At 65.6% G+C, this 17,761-nt stretch carries 17 protein-coding genes; 10 read left to right on the top strand and 7 right to left on the bottom strand.

All coding sequences use genetic code 11. The features are described 5' to 3' along the window. Positions 1 to 36 precede the first annotated feature (36 nt). The 4 genes from CVV68_RS07705 to CVV68_RS07690 are packed head-to-tail and all read left to right on the top strand — an operon-like array spanning position 37 to position 4,318. Positions 37 to 1,431, top strand: coding sequence for an ABC transporter substrate-binding protein (locus CVV68_RS07705; RefSeq protein WP_110500412.1), 1,395 nt, complete (start codon positions 37 to 39; stop codon positions 1,429 to 1,431). Beyond that, positions 1,431 to 2,372, top strand: coding sequence for a carbohydrate ABC transporter permease (locus CVV68_RS07700; protein WP_110500411.1), 942 nt, complete (start codon positions 1,431 to 1,433; stop codon positions 2,370 to 2,372). The genes CVV68_RS07705 and CVV68_RS07700 overlap by 1 nt, the downstream gene beginning before the upstream one ends. A 3-nt stretch (positions 2,373 to 2,375) precedes the next feature. Beyond that, a complete protein-coding gene (locus CVV68_RS07695; RefSeq protein WP_110500410.1) occupies positions 2,376 to 3,251 on the top strand; it encodes a carbohydrate ABC transporter permease in 876 nt (291 codons plus the stop codon). Positions 3,252 to 3,253: 2 nt separating this feature from the next. Further along, positions 3,254 to 4,318, top strand: coding sequence for an NAD(P)-dependent alcohol dehydrogenase (locus CVV68_RS07690; RefSeq protein ID WP_245933408.1), 1,065 nt, complete (start codon positions 3,254 to 3,256; stop codon positions 4,316 to 4,318). A 242-nt stretch (positions 4,319 to 4,560) separates the two neighbouring features. Here the strand turns inward: CVV68_RS07690 and CVV68_RS07685 are convergent, their stop codons facing one another. The 3 genes from CVV68_RS07685 to CVV68_RS07675 form a co-directional block, all read right to left on the bottom strand. After that, the gene (locus CVV68_RS07685) at positions 4,561 to 5,721 is read right to left on the bottom strand and encodes a mannitol-1-phosphate 5-dehydrogenase (protein ID WP_110500409.1); all 1,161 of its coding nucleotides are present in this window, start codon (positions 5,719 to 5,721) and stop codon (positions 4,561 to 4,563) included. Next, positions 5,721 to 7,643, bottom strand: coding sequence for a PTS mannitol transporter subunit IICBA (locus CVV68_RS07680; RefSeq protein ID WP_110500408.1), 1,923 nt, complete (start codon positions 7,641 to 7,643; stop codon positions 5,721 to 5,723). Before CVV68_RS07680 ends, CVV68_RS07685 begins: the two co-directional genes overlap by 1 nt. Positions 7,644 to 7,706: 63 nt before the next feature. Continuing rightward, positions 7,707 to 8,429, bottom strand: a complete 723-nt coding sequence (locus CVV68_RS07675; protein WP_110500407.1) for a TetR/AcrR family transcriptional regulator — start codon at positions 8,427 to 8,429, stop codon at positions 7,707 to 7,709. Between the two features lie 126 nt (positions 8,430 to 8,555). Here CVV68_RS07675 and ptsP point away from each other — a divergent pair, with 126 nt between their 5' ends. Both ptsP and CVV68_RS07665 read left to right on the top strand, forming a co-directional pair. Then, the gene (gene ptsP, locus CVV68_RS07670) at positions 8,556 to 10,241 is read left to right on the top strand and encodes a phosphoenolpyruvate--protein phosphotransferase (RefSeq protein ID WP_110500406.1); all 1,686 of its coding nucleotides are present in this window, start codon (positions 8,556 to 8,558) and stop codon (positions 10,239 to 10,241) included. A 40-nt stretch (positions 10,242 to 10,281) separates the two neighbouring features. Continuing rightward, a complete protein-coding gene (locus CVV68_RS07665) occupies positions 10,282 to 10,560 on the top strand; it encodes an HPr family phosphocarrier protein (protein ID WP_110500405.1) in 279 nt (92 codons plus the stop codon). A gap of 41 nt (positions 10,561 to 10,601) precedes the next feature. Here CVV68_RS07665 and CVV68_RS07660 read toward each other — a convergent pair whose 3' ends face one another. Together CVV68_RS07660 and CVV68_RS07655 are read right to left on the bottom strand one after the other, a co-directional pair. After that, entirely contained in the window at positions 10,602 to 10,928 is a 327-nt protein-coding gene (locus CVV68_RS07660; protein WP_245933407.1) for a MoaD/ThiS family protein, read from the bottom strand. Positions 10,929 to 10,933: 5 nt separating this feature from the next. After that, complete coding sequence (locus CVV68_RS07655; protein ID WP_110500404.1) at positions 10,934 to 12,046, bottom strand: WD40/YVTN/BNR-like repeat-containing protein; 1,113 nt, start codon at positions 12,044 to 12,046, stop codon at positions 10,934 to 10,936. Positions 12,047 to 12,183: 137 nt separating this feature from the next. Between CVV68_RS07655 and CVV68_RS07650 the strand changes: the two genes are divergently transcribed. From CVV68_RS07650 to CVV68_RS07640, 3 genes are read left to right on the top strand one after another with little or no spacing between them, the layout of a single operon-like run. Continuing rightward, positions 12,184 to 12,510: a metal-sensitive transcriptional regulator gene (locus tag CVV68_RS07650; RefSeq protein ID WP_110500403.1), complete on the top strand. Its 327-nt coding sequence runs from the start codon at positions 12,184 to 12,186 to the stop codon at positions 12,508 to 12,510. A 4-nt stretch (positions 12,511 to 12,514) separates the two neighbouring features. Further along, entirely contained in the window at positions 12,515 to 12,742 is a 228-nt protein-coding gene (locus CVV68_RS07645; RefSeq protein ID WP_110500402.1) for a heavy-metal-associated domain-containing protein, read from the top strand. Between the two features lie 27 nt (positions 12,743 to 12,769). Further along, positions 12,770 to 15,139 (top strand): heavy metal translocating P-type ATPase, encoded by a 2,370-nt coding sequence (locus CVV68_RS07640; protein ID WP_110500401.1) that lies wholly within the window; start codon positions 12,770 to 12,772, stop codon positions 15,137 to 15,139. Between the two features lie 60 nt (positions 15,140 to 15,199). Here the strand turns inward: CVV68_RS07640 and CVV68_RS07635 are convergent, their stop codons facing one another. Further along, positions 15,200 to 16,234 (bottom strand): EamA family transporter, encoded by a 1,035-nt coding sequence (locus CVV68_RS07635; RefSeq protein ID WP_110500400.1) that lies wholly within the window; start codon positions 16,232 to 16,234, stop codon positions 15,200 to 15,202. A 73-nt stretch (positions 16,235 to 16,307) separates the two neighbouring features. Here CVV68_RS07635 and CVV68_RS07630 point away from each other — a divergent pair, with 73 nt between their 5' ends. Further along, positions 16,308 to 16,880 carry a CGNR zinc finger domain-containing protein gene (locus tag CVV68_RS07630; RefSeq protein ID WP_110500468.1) on the top strand — a complete coding sequence of 191 codons (573 nt, stop codon included), beginning with the start codon at positions 16,308 to 16,310 and terminating at the stop codon, positions 16,878 to 16,880. Positions 16,881 to 16,955: 75 nt separating this feature from the next. On the opposite strand, the gene CVV68_RS07625 is transcribed toward CVV68_RS07630, so the two are convergent. Next, positions 16,956 to 17,747 carry a carbohydrate ABC transporter permease gene (locus tag CVV68_RS07625; RefSeq protein ID WP_245933413.1) on the bottom strand — a complete coding sequence of 264 codons (792 nt, stop codon included), beginning with the start codon at positions 17,745 to 17,747 and terminating at the stop codon, positions 16,956 to 16,958. Positions 17,748 to 17,761 lie beyond the last annotated feature (14 nt).

Here is a 17,761-nt window from a genome sequence, read left to right as displayed (position 1 = left end):
GTAGTCTCAAATGAGCAAACAGACTGAGAGAGACCAATGAAGTTCCCCCCACTTCTTCTTCACACGGCGCGCCGGCGCCGCCGGCCCGGGTCGTTCACTGCCAAATGGCTCGCCGTCGCGACTGCCGCCGCATTGGCTTTGACGGGCTGCACGCCGGCCGGCGGCACCTCAAAGGAAACCATCGTGGTGGCCATTGTGGCCAACCCCCAGATGAAGGACGCCGTCTCCCTCCAGGACGACTTCAAGGCCAGGCACCCCAACGTCAACGTGAAGTTTGTGACGCTGCCGGAGAACGAGGCCCGCGCCAAGATCACCGCATCGGTGGCCACCGGCGGCGGCGAGTTCGACGTCGTCATGATCTCCAACTACGAAACCGCGATGTGGGCGAAGAACGGCTGGATCGACAACCTCCAGCCGCTGGCCGACGCCACACCGGGCTACGACACCGCGGACTTCATCCCCACCATCAAGGACGCGCTCAGCTACAAGGGCGATATGTACTCCGTCCCCTTCTATGGCGAGTCATCCTTCCTGGTGTACCGCCAAGACCTGTTCAAGCAGGCCGGAATCACCATGCCGGCGCACCCCACCTGGGCGCAGATCGGCGAGATTGCCCGCAAGCTCAACGACCCGTCCAAGGACTTTGCCGGCATCTGCCTGCGCGGCCTGGCCGGCTGGGGCGAGGTCATGGCGCCGCTGGACACCGTCATCAACACCTACGGCGGTCAGTGGTTTGACCAAAAGTGGAACGCAAAACTGGACTCCCCCCAAGTCAAGGCGGCCGTCACCAACTACGTGAACCTGCTCCACGACGCCGGCCAGCCCGGGGCCGCAACCAGCGGCTACGGCGACTGCATCACCCGTTACAGCCAAGGCAGGGCGGCCATATGGTATGACGCCACGGCCATGGTCTCCAGCATCGAAGACCCCGCGTCGTCGCTGGTGGCGGGCAAGTCCGGCTATGCCCCGGCACCCGTCCAGGACACCAAGTCAGCGGGCTGGCTGTACAGCTGGTCGCTGGCCATCCCCACCACGAGCAAGCACAAGGACGCCGCCTGGGACTTCATCTCCTGGATGACCAACAAGGACTACATCAAACTGGTGGGCAACAAGATTGGTTGGGAACGCGTGCCGCCCGGCAGCCGCCAGTCAACGTACGAAATCCCCGAGTACGCCAAGGTGGCCAAGGCCTACGCCAAGCCCACGCTGGACGCCATGTACAGCGCGAAGCAGTCCACCAGCATGGTCAATCCCGTCCCCTACCCCGGGCTGCAATTTGTGGGCATTCCCGAGTTCCAGGACCTCGGCACCCGGGTCAGCCAGCAAATCTCGGCCGCAATAGCCGGTCAAAAGACTGTTGATGAGGCACTGAAACAGGCACAGCTTTACGCAGAGCCAGTGGCCCAGTCCTACCAAGAAGGAGGGAAGTGATGGCCACCACCCTGGTTGATCGCCACAATCTCAAGCACCACCAGCTCAAGGACACTCCCAAAGGCATCTCCAAGGCCGAAGGCTGGCGGCGCCGCGGGCCGCTGCTGCCGGCCCTCGTGTTCACCATCATCGTCACCCAGCTGCCATTCCTTGTCACCATTTGGTACTCGCTGCGCAATTGGAACCTGCTGCGCCCGGACGGCAACAAATTCACCGGCCTGCAGAACTACGCGGACATCTTCCTGGATTCGACCTTCCGCAGCTCCGCGGTGAACAGCATTGTCATTACGCTGGGCTGCGTGTTTCTGGCCATGGTCCTGGGCATCATCTTCGCCCTCCTGCTGGACCGCAAGTTCCGCGGCCAGGGCGTGGTGCGCACCATGCTCATCACCCCGTTCCTCATCATGCCCGTGGCCGGGGCCACGCTGTGGAGCGTCTCCATGCTGAACCCCAGCTTCGGCCTGGTGAACTGGGTGATATCCCTGGTGGGCATCCCGCCGGTGGACTGGACGGCGCAACATCCCATCGTCTCGATCCTCATGGCGCTGGTGTGGCAGTGGACCCCGTTCACCATGCTGCTCGTATTGGCCGGGCTGCAGTCCCAGCCCAAGGACGTGCTGGAGGCCGCGCAGATCGACGGCGCCGGCTGGACCAAGACTTTCCTCTGGGTCACGCTGCCGGCGCTGCGCCGCTACATCGAGCTGGGTGTGCTGCTGGGCACCATCTACGTGGTCAACACCTTCGACCAGATCTACCTCATGACCGCCGGCGGGCCGGGCACCGCCAGCGCCAACCTGCCGTTTTACATCTACCAGCGGGCCTTCCTGGGCTTCGACATTGGCCAGGCGGCTGCAATGGGGGTGGTGGTGGTCATCGCCACCATCATCATCGCCACCTTCGCCCTTCGCCTGATCTTCCGCAGCTTTGACACAAAGGACTAAGCCGTGACCACCACCCTCACTCGCCCCGCCGTTCCCAAGTCTGCCGAGCGCAAGTCCCGTGAAGCACGACGCCGGTTCTCCGGTTCCGCCGCCACCACCCTTACGTGGCTGCTCGCGTTTGTCTTCTTTGCCCCCGTCATCTGGCTGGTGATGACGGCCTTCAAGCAGGAGTCCGTTGCGGCCTCCAACCCGCCCGTGTTCTTCTTTGTGCCCACCCTTGACCAGTTTGCCGCCGTGTTGGGCAACGGCGCGGGGGCGTACTTCCTGAACTCACTCATTGCCACCGGTGTTTCCACGGTGTTTGTGGTCCTGCTGGCCGTGCCGGCAGCCTACGCCGTGAGCATCCGGCCCGTGAAGAAGACCCAGGACGTGCTGTTCTTCTTCATCTCCACCAAGATGCTGCCCGTGGTGGCCGTGATCATGCCGATCTATGTCATCGCCGGCCAAATCAAGGCCCTTGACAACATTTGGACCCTGGTGGTGCTGTACACCGCCATGAACCTGCCCATTGCGGTGTGGATGATGCGCTCCTTCTTTCAAGAGGTGCCGTCCGAGGTGCTCGAGGCCGCCGCGATGGACGGGGCCGGGCTCATCAAGACCCTGCGCACCATCTTGATGCCCATGGTCACTCCGGGCCTGGCGGCCACGGCGCTGATCTGCGTGATCTTTGCCTGGAACGAGTTCTTCTTTGCACTGAACCTGACGGCCGCCAACGCCGCCACGGTGCCGGTGTTCCTGGTCTCGCAAATGACCAGCGAGGGCTTGTTCCTGGCCAAGCTGTCCGCCGCCTCCGTGCTGGCCTCGCTCCCGGTGGTCATCGCCGGCTGGGTCGCACAGAAGCAGCTGGTCCGCGGACTATCGATGGGCGCGGTGAAATAGAGATGGCCACCCTCCCAACCAATGCCCCGGCACCCGGGGCCCCGGCCGGCGTCGAACCCGTGCCGGAAACCATGACCGCCGCAGTCCTGGTCCGCCAGGGGGAACTGCGCACCGAGCAGCGCCCGGTCCCCACCCCGGGACCCGGCGAGGTGCTGGTGCGCATCACCTCCGTCGGGGTGTGCGGATCGGACACCCACTACTTCACCGAAGGCCGGATTGGGCCCTGCGTGGTGGAGTCCCCCCTGGTGCTGGGCCACGAACCGGCCGGTGTCATCGTCTCCCTGGGGGCCGGGGTTGCGAACCGTGCGGTGGGCCAGCGTGTCTCGCTGGAGCCCGGAATCCCGGACCCGCTGTCAGCCCAGTCGCTGGCGGGCTGCTACAACCTGGACCCGGGCGTGCGCTTCTTTGCCACGCCTCCCATCGACGGGGTGTTTTCCGAATACGCAGTGCACCCGGCAGCGTTTTGCCACCCGGTCCCGGATTCCGTCTCCGACGACGCCGCCGCCCTGCTGGAACCGCTCAGCGTGGCGCTGGCCGCGCGGCAGGCGGGCAGGATCCAGCTTGGTGATGCAGTGTTGGTGGCTGGTGCCGGACCCATCGGGCTGCTCATTTCCAAGGTGGCCCAGCTCGCCGGCGCCGTGGTGACACTGACGGACGTGCGTGCCGAACGCCTGGCGGTGGCCCGTATATACGGCGCGACGCATACCTTCATGGCAGGGGAACAGCCTCACGTGGAACCCTCCTTTGACGTTTTCATTGACGCCACGGGCGCCGAACCGGCCATTTTGGGGGGCCTGGCCCGGCTGGCGCCCCGCGGGCGCTGCGTGTTGGTGGGCATGGGATCGGACACCATTGCCCTGCCGGTTCCGCTGGTGCAGGGGCGGGAGCTGCTGATCACCGGCACATTCCGCTATGCGAATACGTGGCCCACCGCCATTGCACTGGCCGCGTCGGGACAAGTGGACCTGGACGGGCTGGTCACCTCGGCCCACGGCCTTTTCGATGTTGAATCAGCCCTGAGCGCGGGCGCCAATCCTGGCGCACTAAAGGCAGTGGTGCATCCGTAGCCGCCGTTGCGGAGCGCCATGGCGCCGGTCCATCAGCCATGGCGCCGGAGCATTTCTGCGCGGTCGTACGCGAGACCGGTGTCACCTCGCGAGCACGGCCTATCTTCTTGTGGGGATGTCTCGCGAGTTGGCCCCGGCTTCACGGATTGGCTGCCGGTTGACCGTTCTGGCGTCGCCGCGGACCGAGGGAATGTGAAGGGCCGGACGGTCAACCGTCCGGCCCTTCGCATCGCGCCGAAAAATTACCCAGTCTTTGCCGCCGCGATCAAATCACGGACGGCGGGAAACAGCGGGTGCGCAGGAGCTAGCCCGGTGATGCGCTCCGTGGCGGCAGCGGCAGGGTTGTCTGCAATGATGGAGGCCAGCTCGGCTGCCTCGGCGTCGCCGGCGTCGTGGAACCGCAGTGCGGCGCCAACGGCCTCGAGCAGGGCAACCGGGGTCACACCGTTTTCCGCCAGCTCGGCGGCCGGGCCGATGAACCGCTCGTGCCGGCCCAGTTTCCGCAGCGGTGCACGGCCCACGCGCACCACGGTGTCCGGCAGGTACGGGTTGGAGAAGCGCCGCAGGATCTTCTCCACATACGCTTCCTGTTCGGCGTCGCTGAAATCATGCTTGGCGACGAGCAGCTGCTTGGTTTCGGCCAGCACGGCACGCACCTTGACGGCAACGCCGGGATCCTCCATCGCGTCCGAGATTTTCTCGATCCCCGCCGCGTAGCCGAAGTAGGCGGTGGCGGCGTGCCCGGTGTTCACCGTGAACAGCTTGCGTTCAATGTAGGGGGCCAGCTCTTCCACAAAGGTGACGCCGCCGATGGCGGGTTCACCGCCATGGAACGGGGTTTTGTCGATGACCCATTCAAAGAACGTCTCCACCGTGACGTCCAGGCCCTGGCCGGGAGCCTGGTTGGGCACAATCCGGTCCACGGCCGTGTTGGCAAACACGGCACGTGCATCAACGGCGGCCGCGTCCAAGGCGGCCGGACCCGCAGCGCCGTCAGCGCGAACGGCCTCCTCCAGGATGTCCGTGGCATTGATGGCGTTCTCACACGCCATGACCTGCAGCGGGGCCAGAGCCGCGTCGCGGGCCGCGATGCCGCGGGCGATCAGCGGGGCCACGAACTTCAGGATGTTCGGGCCCACCGCCGTGGTGACCATGTCCGCCGTCGCGATTTCCGCGACGACTGAGTCCGGCGCGGAGGCGGAGTTCAGCGCGCGGAAGTTGTCCACGGTGTGCACCGCCGGATTGTCGCCGACCTCGTGGACGTCGTAGCTGTCCGCCGCTGCCAGCTCATCGATGAGAGCCCCGGCAACGTCGGCAAAAACGATCTCATAGCCGGCGTTGTGGAGCAGCAGCCCCACAAAGCCGCGTCCGATGTTGCCGGCACCGAAATGTACTGTTTTCACTAGGCGTTGACCTTTCCGAAGATGTCCAAAACCTCATCAACGCTGGTGGCGCTTTCCAACCGTGCCACCTGGTCCTTGTCGGTGAAGACGCGGGCGATCGAGGACAGGATGGCCAGGTGTTCGTTGTTGACCCCGGCCACGCCGACCACGAACTTCACGGGCTTGCCGTTCCAGTCGATGCCCTCCGGATAGCGGATGATGGACACGGCCGAGCTGGCAATGTTCCCCTTGGCCTCATTGGTGCCGTGCGGGATGGCCAGGAAGTTGCCCATGTAGGTGGACACGGACTCTTCGCGCTCGTGCATCGACGCGACGTAGGCGGCGTTGACCGCCCCGCGCGCCAGCAACAGCGTTCCGGCTTCGTCGATGGCCGCATCCCGGGAGGAGGCCGAGCCGTTCAGGATGACGCTTTCACGGGCCAGGATGTTGCCGCCGGCCGCTTCATCGGTGTCCCCGGGAACATCCGCGGCGGCGGTGGCGGCCGCCGCGTCAGGGGAATTGCTGGCCGCAACGAGCTCAACGATTTCCTCGTAGCGGGGGCTGTTCATGAAGTTGTCCACAGCGAAGTGCGTGGCACTGGCGGTGTACGGGGCCGCCCTCGCCGCCAGATCCTGGTGGGTCACGACGACGTCGTATGTGTCAGTCAGGTTGGCGATGGCCGAGTTGGTGACCTTGACCTGCGGAAAGCCGGCCTTCTTGATCATGTTGCGCAGCACCGAGGCGCCCATGGCGCTCGAGCCCATGCCGGCGTCGCACGCGAAAACAACTGAGGAGATCGGGCCCTTGGCGGCGGCACCCGCCAGGGCGAATGAGACCGAGCTCTTCTTGCCCTTGAGTTCCTCCATCTTGGCGGTGGCGTCGCCCAGGCTGTCGTCTTCGCCGGCCTTGCTGGTCTTTAGGATGAAGGAGGCGATCAGGAACGACACGACAGTGGCGCCCACCACCGACAACGTCACACCCAGGTAGCTGTCGCTGGCGGTTGCCGCATAGACGGCGATGATGCTGCCAGGGGCGGCGGGCGAACGCAGGCCGGCCCCCGTCAGCACGAGCATGAAAATGCCGGTCATGCCGCCGCCGATGGTGGCAAGGATCATGATTGGCTTCATCAGCACGTAGGGGAAGTAGATTTCGTGGATGCCGCCAACGAACTGGATCAGCGCCGCGCCGGGAGCCGAGGCTTTGGCCAGGCCCCTGCCAAAGATGGCGTAGGCAAGCAGCAGGCCGAATCCGGGACCGGGGTTTGCTTCGAGCAGGAACAGGATGGACTTACCCTGCGCCAGTGCCTGTTCGGTGCCCAGGGGGGTCAGGATGCCGTGGTTGACGGCGTTGTTCAGAAACAGGACCTTGGCCGGTTCAATGAAGATGCTGGTCAGCGGCAGCAGGCCGTGGTTGACGAGGAATTCAACCACGTGACCGGCGCCATTGCTGAACGCCAGGACGACCGGACCCACCACCAGCATGCCCAGGACCGCCATGATGGAGGCCAGTATCCCGGCGGAAAAATTGTCAATCAGCATTTCAAAGCCTGGCTTGATCCGCCCTTCCCAGACCTTGTCGAGCTTCTTCATCACCCAGGCCGTCAACGGACCCATGATCATGGCGCCGATGAACATGGGGATGTCGGTGCCGACAATCACACCCATGGTTGCGGCTGCGCCCACCACGCCGCCACGGACGCCATGGATCATCTTTCCGCCCGTGTAGCCGATCAACAGGGGAAGGAGATAGGTGATCATCGGTCCCACCAAGGCGCCGAGCGTCCCGTTGGGGAAGAACCCCGCCGGAATGAACAGGGCGGTGATGATGCCCCAGGCGATGAAAGCTCCAATGTTGGGCATGATCATGCCCGAGAGGAAGGTGCCGAATTTCTGCACCCCAACCCGCACACCGCCCTTGGGGGCGGCCACTGATGGTGTTGCCATGAAAGATTCCTAACCATGGGTCCTGCGTCTGTGCAGAAAGGTGGGTGATGGATGGTGGTGTTGCTATGAAGTTTTGGAGATGCGGTGCAGCCACTCCAGGAACAGCTTCAACTCTGTGGTTGAGAGTTGTTCCGGGTGGGATGATTCAAGTGCGGCGTTGAGTGCGATGGCCGCCACCACCACCGACGACGCACCTAACGGTGCCGCCGCCGTGCGCAGTTCCATCTCCGAGGAGACGGCCGAGATCACGGCCTCGCGGGTCATGTCGGACAAATCAAAATTACGGTCCGCTGCCGGTTCAGCAATCAGCATCAAGGTGACGCCGACATTGGCGGCCAGGATGCTGCGGGCGGCCTCCTTGGGCGAAACGCAAAGCTGGCCCGCGGCTGCGGCCTTGTCCAGCATTTCCTCCATGAAGCCCTCCGCCTCGGCCACCCGCACCGGGCGGCTTTCCGGGCGGATGTTGCCAAACATCACCGAATACAACTGCGGATTGTCCAAGCCGAACTTCAGGTGGTTGTCCCAGATTTGGCGCACATCCGCCAGCGGCTGTCCGGTGGGGGCAAAGTTGTGTTCGCCGGCGACGTACTCCTCAAAGCCGGCATCGATGACCGCGTTGAACAGTCCTTCCTTGTCGCCAAAGTGGTGGTAAAGGGTGGGTGCCGTCACGCCCGCCAGCTCGGTGATTTGCCGGGTCGAGACTGGCGCGCCCGCTGAATTGGCCAGCAATTCAGCGGCGGATTTGAGCAGCCTGGCTTTGGGTGGAAGCTGGCCGTCGAAGTTCATGACTGCTACCCTAGCACCTATAGCAATGCTATATGAAGTGAATCACAGGACAATTTTTGGCCACCCGGCAGCCGCGGGGCGTCCGCCGGCGGGCGCCGCCAGATAAGAAGGAATTGAGGACTTTCAATGCAGAATTTCCCAGGAGTTGGCGTCAGCCCCGGACGAATCGTCGGACCCGTACGACAAATGCCCCGCCCCCTGGCCGAACCGCCCGCAGGGGAGAAATTGGCTCCGGGGACCAGCGCCGAAGACGCAGCGGCCGCACTGACGGCCGCAGCCAAGGCCGTCCAGGTGGAACTTCGTGCCCGTGCCGCTGCGGCCGCGGGCGACGCAAAGGCCGTCCTTGAAGCCACCTCGCTCATGGCGACGGATCCCATGCTCATCAAGGCATCCGTCAAGCTGATCAACGCCGGCACCTCGGCGGAGCGGGCAGTTTGGGAAGCGGCCGAGGCCGTGGCGGCCATGCTGGTGAACCTGGGCGGCTACATGGCCGAGCGGGCCACCGACGTCCTTGACGTCCGTGCGCGGGTCGTCGCCGCCCTGCGCGGCGTTCCGGCCCCCGGCATCCCGGCGTCGGAGGTCCCCTTCATTCTCGTCGCCGAGGACCTGGCCCCCGCGGACACCGCCACCCTCGACCCCGCCACGGTCATTGCCCTGCTCACTGCCGGCGGCGGACCGCAGTCCCACACGGCCATCATCGCCAGGTCACTGGGCCTGCCGGCCGTGGTCGCCGCCGCCGGCGTTGACCAGCTGGCGGACGGCACGGAAGTCTATGTCGACGGGGCCGCCGGGACCATCTCAACCGGCCCCGGCGACACCGAGCGCGCAGCGGCGGCGGCCTGGGCGGCCAACGCGTCCACGCTCTCCGTCTTTGACGGAAACGGCACGACGGCGGACGGCCACCTCGTCCCGCTCCTCGCCAATGTTGGCGGGGCCAAAGATGCGGTCAAGGCCGCTGCGGCGGGTGCCCAGGGCGTGGGGCTGCTGCGCACCGAGTTTTGCTTCCTGGAACGGGAAACCGAACCCTCCATTGCCGAACAGGTCGAGGCCTACCGCGGAGTCTTTGACGCCTTCCCCGGAAAGAAGGTTGTGGTCCGCACCCTCGACGCCGGCGCGGACAAGCCCCTGCCGTTCCTGACGGACGCGACGGAACCAAACCCCGCATTGGGCGTGCGCGGCTACCGCACGGACACCACCTCCCCCGGCGTGCTGGAACGCCAGCTAGCGGCCGTTGCGGAAGCGGCCAAGGGGTCCACGGCGGACGTCTGGGTCATGGCCCCCATGATTTCCACGCCCGAGGAAGCCGGCGACTTTGCCGCCATGTGCTCCAACGCCGGCCTCAACACGCCGGGCGTCATGGTGGAGGTGCCCTCGGCGGCCGTGACGGCCGAATCCATCCTGCGGGAAGTTGATTTTGCCAGCTTGGGCACCAACGACCTCACGCAGTACACCATGGCAGCGGACCGGCAGCTGGGGCCCCTGGCCGCCTTGAACAACCCGTGGCAGCCGGCAGTGCTCCAACTGGTACGCCTGACGGTGGCTGGCGCTGTCGCCGAAGGCAGCGGAAAGCCCGTCGGCGTGTGCGGTGAGGCGGCCGCGGACCCGGCCCTCGCCGTCGTGCTGGTGGGCCTGGGCGTCTCAACGCTGTCCATGACGGCCCGGTCGCTGGCGGCGGTCGGCGCCGTTTTGGCCACCGTGACGCTGGAAGAGGCCCAGGAAATCGCTAGGCTTGCACTGTCGGCGACTTCTCCCGCGCAAGCGCGTGACCGGGCACGGGAGAAATTGCCCGTCCTCGCCGAGCTTGGCCTTTAGTCCCACTTGATGTTCAGCAACAGCCCCAACAGGAGGAACCATGTCCGAACGTAAAGCAACCGTTGCCAGCAGCTCCGGATTGCACGCCCGCCCCGCTTCACTGTTTGCCGCCGCGGCCGGCGAAGTGGGCGTCGAAGTCACCATCGCCATGGACGGCGCCCCTGCCGAGGACGCCATGGATGCCAGCAGCATCCTGTCCCTGATGACCTTGGGCGCCGAACACGGCAGCACCGTGGTCCTGCGGGCCGAGGGCGACGGTGCGGACGCCGCCCTCGACTCGCTGGCCAAAATGCTCGAAACGGACCTCGACGCCGTTTAGGCGGATTCGCTCGTTTTGCCGCCTCAGCCGACTCAGCCGCCTCAGCCGCCGGCCACGGACTGGATGACCATCACTTCCTGGCCGGCGGCAACGCGGGTTTTCAGCCCGTCCAGCCGCCGGACATCGTCACCGTCCAGGTAAATGTTCACAAACCGGCGCAGCGCCCCGGTCTCATCCCGGACCCTCCGGTTGAACAGCGGGTATTGCGCGCCAATGGCGTCCAGCAGCTCGGCCACCGTGGAGCCGCCCGGGTCCACGCCCAGACGCAGTCCCTCCTGCCCGCCGGCCGTGGGCCGCAGGAGGCTCGGTATCAGCACATTGACTTCCGCCACATCCGGCTCCCTGCCGCCCGGACCCTCCAGACCCATGCCGTCTAAAGCTCCACTACGGCGGCCCGGACGCACAGGACGTCCGGCAGCTGCGTAAGGACGGCGGTGAAGCTAATGCCCTCGTCGGCGCTGGCGTACACGGTGCCCCCGCGCGTACCAAAGTAGACGCCAGCGGGCTCTTCCGTATCCACTGCGGCGGCATCCCGCAGGACCACATTGAAGTCCGGCTCCAGCAAACCGTCGGACAACCGCGTCCAGGAGGCACCGGCGTCGTCCGTTCGGTGGACGGCCAGCTGGCCGCCGGGCGGGATCCGCTCGCTGTCGGCCATGATCGGGACAACCCAGGCCGTCCCGGAGCGGCGCGGATGCGTCAGCATGGTGAAGCCGAAGTCGGTGGGCAGGCCGTCCGCGATCGAATTCCAGGTGTCGGCGTTGTCATCGCTGCGGTAGACGCCGTGGTGGTTTTGCGCGTAGAGCGTCTCCGGGTTGTTGGGGTCCCGGGCGATCTTGTGCACGCACTGGCCGAACTCCGGCTCGGCGTCCGGCATGAAGCCGGCGCTGATGCCCTTGTTCCGGGCTTCCCAAGTGGCTCCGGCGTCGGTGCTGCGGTAGACGCCGCCGGTGCTCATGGCAATGTGGATGGTGTTGGGGTCCGTGGGACTGGGCAGCACGGTGTGCGCCGCCGCACCACCAAATCCGGCACCCCACTCGGGCCGGTGCGGGTGGTCCCACAGCCCGCGGTTCAGCTCGAAGTGCTCGCCGCCGTCGGTGGATTTCCAGACCGAGATGGGCTCGCAGCCCGCCCACACCACGCCGGGGCTGCCTTCGCTGTCGGGCTGGATCTGCCACACCCGCTCCAATGCGGCACCAGTGTCCTGCGGAAAGGTGATGGCGCCGTTTTCAGGTTCCGTCCACGTTTCCCCGAGGTCGTCCGAGTGCGACACAGTGGGACCCCAGTGCTCGCTCCGGACGCCCACCAGGATGCGGGTTTTGCGATTGCGCGTGTCGATGCCGATGCTGGGGATCTCGTTCATCAGAAAGTGCGGGCCCGTGAACACGTAGTTGGCCCGGTCGGCGCTGGTGCCCAGCCACAGGCCCTTCTTGGTGCCCACGGCCAGCAGATAAGTGGTTCCTGATTGTTCTCCGATATTAGCCATGGGGTCAAGTCTTCCCACCGGCGGCCCGCCCGGCAATACTTTCCTGCCGGTAACTTGCTTCAGGCAGGTTGTGACGTCAGCTCGAATACCCCCATGGGGTACTTGACATATACCCTATGGGGGTATAGATTCGAAGCATGACCACCATGGAAGAAGAACACCCCGGCCCGCACGGCTACACTGAAGAAAAACAGGCCTACCTGCGCCGGCTCAAGCGGGCCGAGGGGCAGGTCCGCGGCATTGCCCGGATGGTCGAGGAAGACAAGTACTGCATCGACATCCTCACCCAAATGGCCGCCGTCAACAAGGCCCTGCATGCCGTGAGCATCGGCCTGCTCGAGGACCACATAGCGCACTGCGTCGTCAATGCCGCCAACGAATCCCAGGCAACCGGCAATGCGGAGCTCGTCTCCGAAAAGGTGGCCGAGGCCACCGCCGCCATTTCCCGCCTACTCAGGAGCTAGCACCATGAGCCACACCACCACGATCAACGTTTCCGGCATGACGTGCGGACACTGCGTCAGCTCCGTGACCGAGGAACTGACCGGGCTCAAGGGCGTGGAAAACGTCGCTGTCGAACTCAACGCCGGCGGCATTTCCGAGGTTGCCATCACCTCCACCCTGACGCTCGACCCGGCAGAAATTTCCGAGGCCGTCGCGGAAGCCGGGTACCTCGTCGTCGCCAACAACGCCTAGCCCATTAGTGAAATAGTAAGGAGCGCCATGAGCGCCTCAGACATTTTGTCCCAACCCGCCGCACCCGGCCCCCGAATGGTCGAGCTCGACATCGAAGGCATGAGCTGCGCGTCCTGCGTCAGCCGGGTTGAGCGCAAGTTGGGCAAACTCGAAGGCGTCAGCGCTTCCGTGAACCTCCCGCTGGAAACAGCCGCGGTCACGGTCCCCGCCGGCATTTCCAACCAGCAAATCATCGACACCGTCAACGCGACCGGCTACAAGGCCACCTTGAAGAACCCGCCCGTTTCCGGGCACGACGCCGGAGCGCACCTCGCGCACGACGCCCGCCCGGGTACTGCACAGCACGGCGCCGGAACCGCCACTGCAGATCACGCGGGCATGGACCACGCCTCCGGCGACCAGTCCGGGGCCGGACACGACCACATGGCCCACGGCGGGACCGCCGCCTCGTTGCGGCCGCGCCTGATCCTGGCCGCCATCCTCACTGTCCCGGTGTTCCTGGTGTCCATGTTCCCGGCCCTGCAGTTCCCACAATGGGGTTTCGTGGTCGGCGTCCTGGCCCTGCCGGTGGTGACATGGTCGGCGTGGCCGTTCCACCGTGCCGCGGCCATCAACGCCCGCCACTTGGCCTCCACGATGGACACCCTGGTGTCCATCGGCGTCATCGCGGCTTTCCTCTTCTCCGCCGTCGAACTGGCCATGGACCCGCAAATGACGGCGCACGGCATGGCGATGGACGGGCATGCGCCGCTGTACTTTGAGGTGTCAGCAGTGGTTGTCACCTTCCTGCTGTTGGGCCGCTACCTGGAGGCACGGGCCAAGACGAAGGCCGGCGATGCCCTGAAGGCCCTGCTCAGCCTGGGCGCCAAGGACGCCACCGTGCTCCGCGACGGCGTCGAGGTGAAGGTCCCTGCCGCCGAGCTGGCCGTGGATGAGGTCTTTGTGGTCCGCCCCGGCGAGAAAATCGCCACCGACGGCGTGGTCATCGACGGCACCTCCGCCGTCGACACCTCACTCCTCACCGGTGAATCCCTGCCCGTCGACGTCACCGTCGATGACGCCGTCACCGGCGCCACCATCAACACCTCCGGCCGCCTGCTTGTCCGGGCCACCCGCGTGGGCAGCAAAACCACGCTGGCACAGATGGGCAGGCTGGTCAGTGCCGCCCAGGCCGGCAAGGCACCCATCGCCCGGCTCGCGGACCGGATCAGCGCCGTCTTCGTGCCGATCGTTTTGGTCATCGCCGTGCTCACCTTCGCCCTGTGGCTGGTCTTCAGCGGCGACATTCAGGCCGCGTTCACGGCCGCCGTCGCGGTGCTGATCATCGCCTGCCCCTGCGCACTGGGCCTGGCCACCCCCGTCGGCCTGCTGACAGGCACCGGACGGGCCGCCCAGCTGGGCATCTTAATCAAGGGACCCCAGGTTCTGGAGGACACCCGCACCGTGGACACCATCCTGCTGGACAAGACGGGCACCGTCACGGAGGGCAGGTTGGGCGTGGTCGATGTCATTACCCTCGCCGGCCTGCCGGAATCGGACATCCTGCGCCTGGCGGGAGCCGTGGAGTCCCACAGCGAACACCCCATTGCCCGTGCCATCACGGCCCACGCCTTCGAACAGGCCGGCGCGGCAGGCACCCTGCCCGAACTGTCTGACTTCATGTCGGCACCGGGCGGCGGAGTGCGTGCTGTCATCGAGGGCCGCACCGTGCTGGCCGGCAGGGCAGGGTGGCTGGAGGAAAACGGCGTCGCGCTTTCACAAGCAGCCAAGACAGCACTGCTGGAACAGCAGCAGCGCGGCACCACGGCGATCTGGGTTGCGGTGGACGGCGAAGCTGCGGGGCTGATTGCGCTCAAGGATACGGTCAAGGCCGGTTCCGCGGAGGCCATCGCCACGCTCAGGGAACTGGGCCTGAGGCCCATCCTGCTCACCGGTGACAACGCAGCCGTGGCCGCACAGGTCGCAGCCGCCGTCGGAATTACGGCGGAGGACGTGTTTGCCGATGTCCTGCCCGAGGGCAAGGTCGAAGCGGTCAGGAAGCTGCAGGCCGCCGGGGCCACGGTGGCCATGGCCGGCGACGGCGTCAACGACGCAGCCGCCCTGGCCCAGGCCGACCTCGGCATCGCCATGGGCTCGGGCACCGATGTCGCCATTGCGGCGGCGGACCTGACGGTCATGGGCAACGACCTCGGCCAGGTGGCCACCGCCATTGCGCTTTCACGGAAAACGCTCGGCACCATCAAGGTGAACTTGTTCTGGGCATTCTTCTACAACGCGATCGGCATCCCGGTGGCAGCACTCGGCCTGTTGAACCCGATGATCGCGGGTGCTGCCATGGCCGCCAGCTCAGTGCTGGTGGTGGCGAACTCGCTGCGGCTGCGCCGCTTTGCCCGGTAGGGCTGTCCCGGGCCAAGCCCAAGGCGGCTTGGCGCCAGGGCTGTCCCCCGGCTGCTCCCCTCAGCCCTGCTGCGGCGCCTCTGTGGGCAACACGGCGGGCACGGTGTCCAGCTCCACTACGTAGGACGGGCCACGCAGCCGGCTGCCCCGCAGCTCGTCCAGCCGGACCATCACCACGCCGGCCATAATGCACAAACCGCCCAACAACTGGATGAGGCGCGGCATCTCGCCCAGCAGGATCCAGGCCCACAGCACCGCGAACAGCACCTCAAAGAGCGCCACGAAGGACGCCACCTTGGACCCGAGCCCCCGCGTGGCAACAATGCCGGAGACGTAGGCAAACACGGTGGTGATGAGCACCAGCCCCAGCACCGGCACAAACCACGGCACCAGGTGCCCGGCGAAGACCGGGCTGGCGGTGCTGAAGGCCAGCGGCATGATGCCGGCCAGGCCCAAGGCAAAAATCAAGGCCGCGCCCACCGCCATGCCGCCACCGGCCATCAGGATGGGCGGGACGTTGTCATTGGCGCGGGCGGACATGACGAAGAAGACCGACAAGCACACGGCGGCCGCCAGCCCCCACAAGATCCCCTCGACGCTTACCTTGGTGCTGCCGGCCAGGTCCAGAACCAGCAGCAGCCCGGACACGGCAAAGACGGCACCGGCGATGGTCAGCAGCCGCGGGCTGGTGCGGGTGGACAGCCAGGCCCAGCCCACCAGCAGCACGGGCGAGAGATACTCCAGCAGCAGCGCCACTCCCACCGACAGGTGTGAAACGGCATTGAAGTAAAACAGCTGGCACAGCGCAATGGGCACAATGCCGTAGATGGCAATGCGCAGCAGCGAACCCCTGACGGCCGCCCACTGCCGCACCAAGGTGATGAGCACCGGGATCAAGAGCACGACGGCGGCGCCCCCGATGCGGACCGCCACGGCCGCGCCAGGTGACCAGCCGGCCTCAAACAGCGATTTTGCGAAGGGTCCGGACAGGGCAAAGGTGGCCGCTGAGGCAAAGGCAAACAACAGTGCCGGGGAGGCAACCTTGGTGGGTTCGGCCAGCCGTGGCGCAGGGGTGGAGCTCTTTGAAGCTGTCATGGAAGTGTCCGTATGTCATGAGTGAAAGGAGTTAGACTCATGACAGTACCCCCGTCAAATGTCAGGAGTCAACGTGGTCTTTACTAATGACACGGAAGTGGCGCTGGTGTCCGCCGCCAATTTGATCAACACCGCCCCCTTCGACGTGCTCCCGGACGGCACCGTGGCCGGCACGGACACGCTCACAACGCAGGCCGAGCTGGACGCATTCACCGCGCAGGAGCAGTTCTCCGGTTCACGCGAGCACTCCGCCGCCGAGCTCGAGGCCGTCCGCGCCATGCGCCGGGAGCTGCGCAGCATGTGGACAGCGGAGGAGTCAGCGGCGGTGGGCATGGTCAACGAGTTGTTGGCCCGGGCGCGGGCACTGCCGCAGCTGGTCCGGCACGACCAATGGGACTGGCACCTGCACGCCACGGCCCCGGCCGCCCCGCTCGCGCAACGCATGGGGGTGGAGGCCGCCATGGCGCTGGTGGACGTCATCCGCGGCAAGGAACTGCACCGGCTGAGGGTGTGCGCGGCCGATGACTGCCAGGCGGTGCTGATCGACCTTTCCAAGAACCGATCCCGCCGCTATTGCGACACGGGAAACTGCGGCAACCGTGCACACGTGGCCGCCTACCGGCGTCGCCAGTCCGCCAACAAATGACTCGAGCGGGCAATTGATGACAATGTCCAATCCAGACATTGTCATCAACTGCCCGCACGAGTGGGGGAATGCCCGCTACTTCAAGGTTCCCGCGGACACCGAGCCCTGGAGCTGGCGCTGGAAGAACACGTAGGCAACCAACACGGGGAGCACCACGATCACGGCGGCCGCGAACAGCGAGCCAAAGTTCACGGCGTAGCCCATGTTGTTGGCAAAGGCCACAATGCCCTGAGACAGGACCCAATTTTTTTCGGTTGTGTTGATGGCCACGGGGATCAGGTACTGGTTCCACAGGCCCAGGAAGTTGAAGATCGCCACCGAGGCCATGCCCGGCTTGGCCATGGGCAGCATGACTTGGAAGAACGTGCGCCATTCCCCGGCCCCGTCGATCTGCGCCGCCTCGGCAATTTCGTTCGGCAAGGCTTTGAAGAAGGAAAATAGGAAGAACACCGTGAACGGAAGGGCGAATGCCACATAAACGATGATCAGACCGGGCAAGGTGTTCAGCAGACCAATGTTCTTCAGGATAAAGAACAGCGGGACCACGGCCAGAAAGATGGGAAACGTCAGGCCGGCGAGCATCAGGTAGTAGATGGCCCGCGAGCCCGGGAACACGTACCGGGCCAGGACGTAGGCGCACATGGCACCGAGGACCATGACGATGACCAGGGCACAGCCGACCACGATCACCGTGTTGAGGAAGTAGCTGCCTATTCCAGCGGTGCTCCACGCGCTGACGTAGTTGGTGAAGCTCCAGTGTTCCGGCAGGGAAAACGGCGAGGCGAAGATCTCGGTGGACGTCTTGAAGGAGGACATCACGGTCCACGCCAGGGGGACCAACACCATCAACGACCACAGGGCCAGCATGACGTGGGAAACGC

It is taken from the genome of Arthrobacter livingstonensis (assembly GCF_003219815.1).
Taxonomy (GTDB): Bacteria; Actinomycetota; Actinomycetes; order Actinomycetales; family Micrococcaceae; genus Specibacter; species Specibacter livingstonensis.
This window is presented reverse-complemented; position numbering and strand designations above follow the sequence as displayed.